The 751-nt window shown below is 53.5% G+C and carries 1 pseudogene; it reads right to left on the reverse strand.

Annotated elements, in window-relative coordinates:
- Nucleotides 1-289: 289 nt before the first annotated feature.
- Nucleotides 290-751: pseudogene (locus tag BN202_RS09000) on the reverse strand (YdaU family protein); the annotation flags it as partial.

Raw genomic sequence — 751 nt, forward strand, 5'->3', positions numbered from 1 at the left:
CGTGGATGCGTGGGTGCGTGTGGGGGCATGGTGAGATGTGGAGACATGGGTGGGCCGTGACTGGCTGTCGGTTTAGGGGCGTTGTGGTGAGGTATGGTGTTTGGTTGTGAGGTATGGTGTTGGCTGTAGGGTGCCGTGGATGCGTGGGTGCGTGGGTGCGTGTGGGGGGCATGGTGAGATGTGGAGACATGGGTGGGCCGTGACTGGCTGTCGGTTTGGGGGTGTTGTGGTGTGTGGTTTGCGGGGGCTTGCGTTTTGATCCCAAAAAAATCTGTAAAATGTGTGCATGTTAGTTCGTCTGGTAGTTGATGAGACTGCGGTAAAGGGCTTCATTTTCGCCGTTCGATGCTGAGAGACGATTCTGCGATGAAAAAATAGCAAGCCTTTCTTGATGTTCCTTTATGCGTTCAATCTCTCGGCGAAACCAATTGCGCCATGTGGCTTGCCAATCTACTTTAAGGGCTTCTCTGCCACTTTTGGCATGCCAATAGTCGCGAAATTTCTTTTCTTGCCAACGGGCTTGTTCTTCACTCAAACCTTCTAAAATCGCTGCTCCAATATCTGCTTGCCAATCTTTGGGAAGACGTTGTCCTTTGGCTATCACTGTGCGGCTTTTGGCTTGATTTTGTCCGCCAGTTGCGCGGAGTGTGGGCTGAGCAGTAGGCGTGCTGGAGGGCGCTTGGTTGTCTTGTGAATACGTGGGGGGCTGGGTGTGGGTGGTTGGGGCTCCAGTGTTTTGCCCCTCTGCTGG

The organism is Bartonella florencae (assembly GCF_000312525.1).
Lineage (GTDB): Bacteria > Pseudomonadota > Alphaproteobacteria > Rhizobiales > Rhizobiaceae > Bartonella > Bartonella florencae.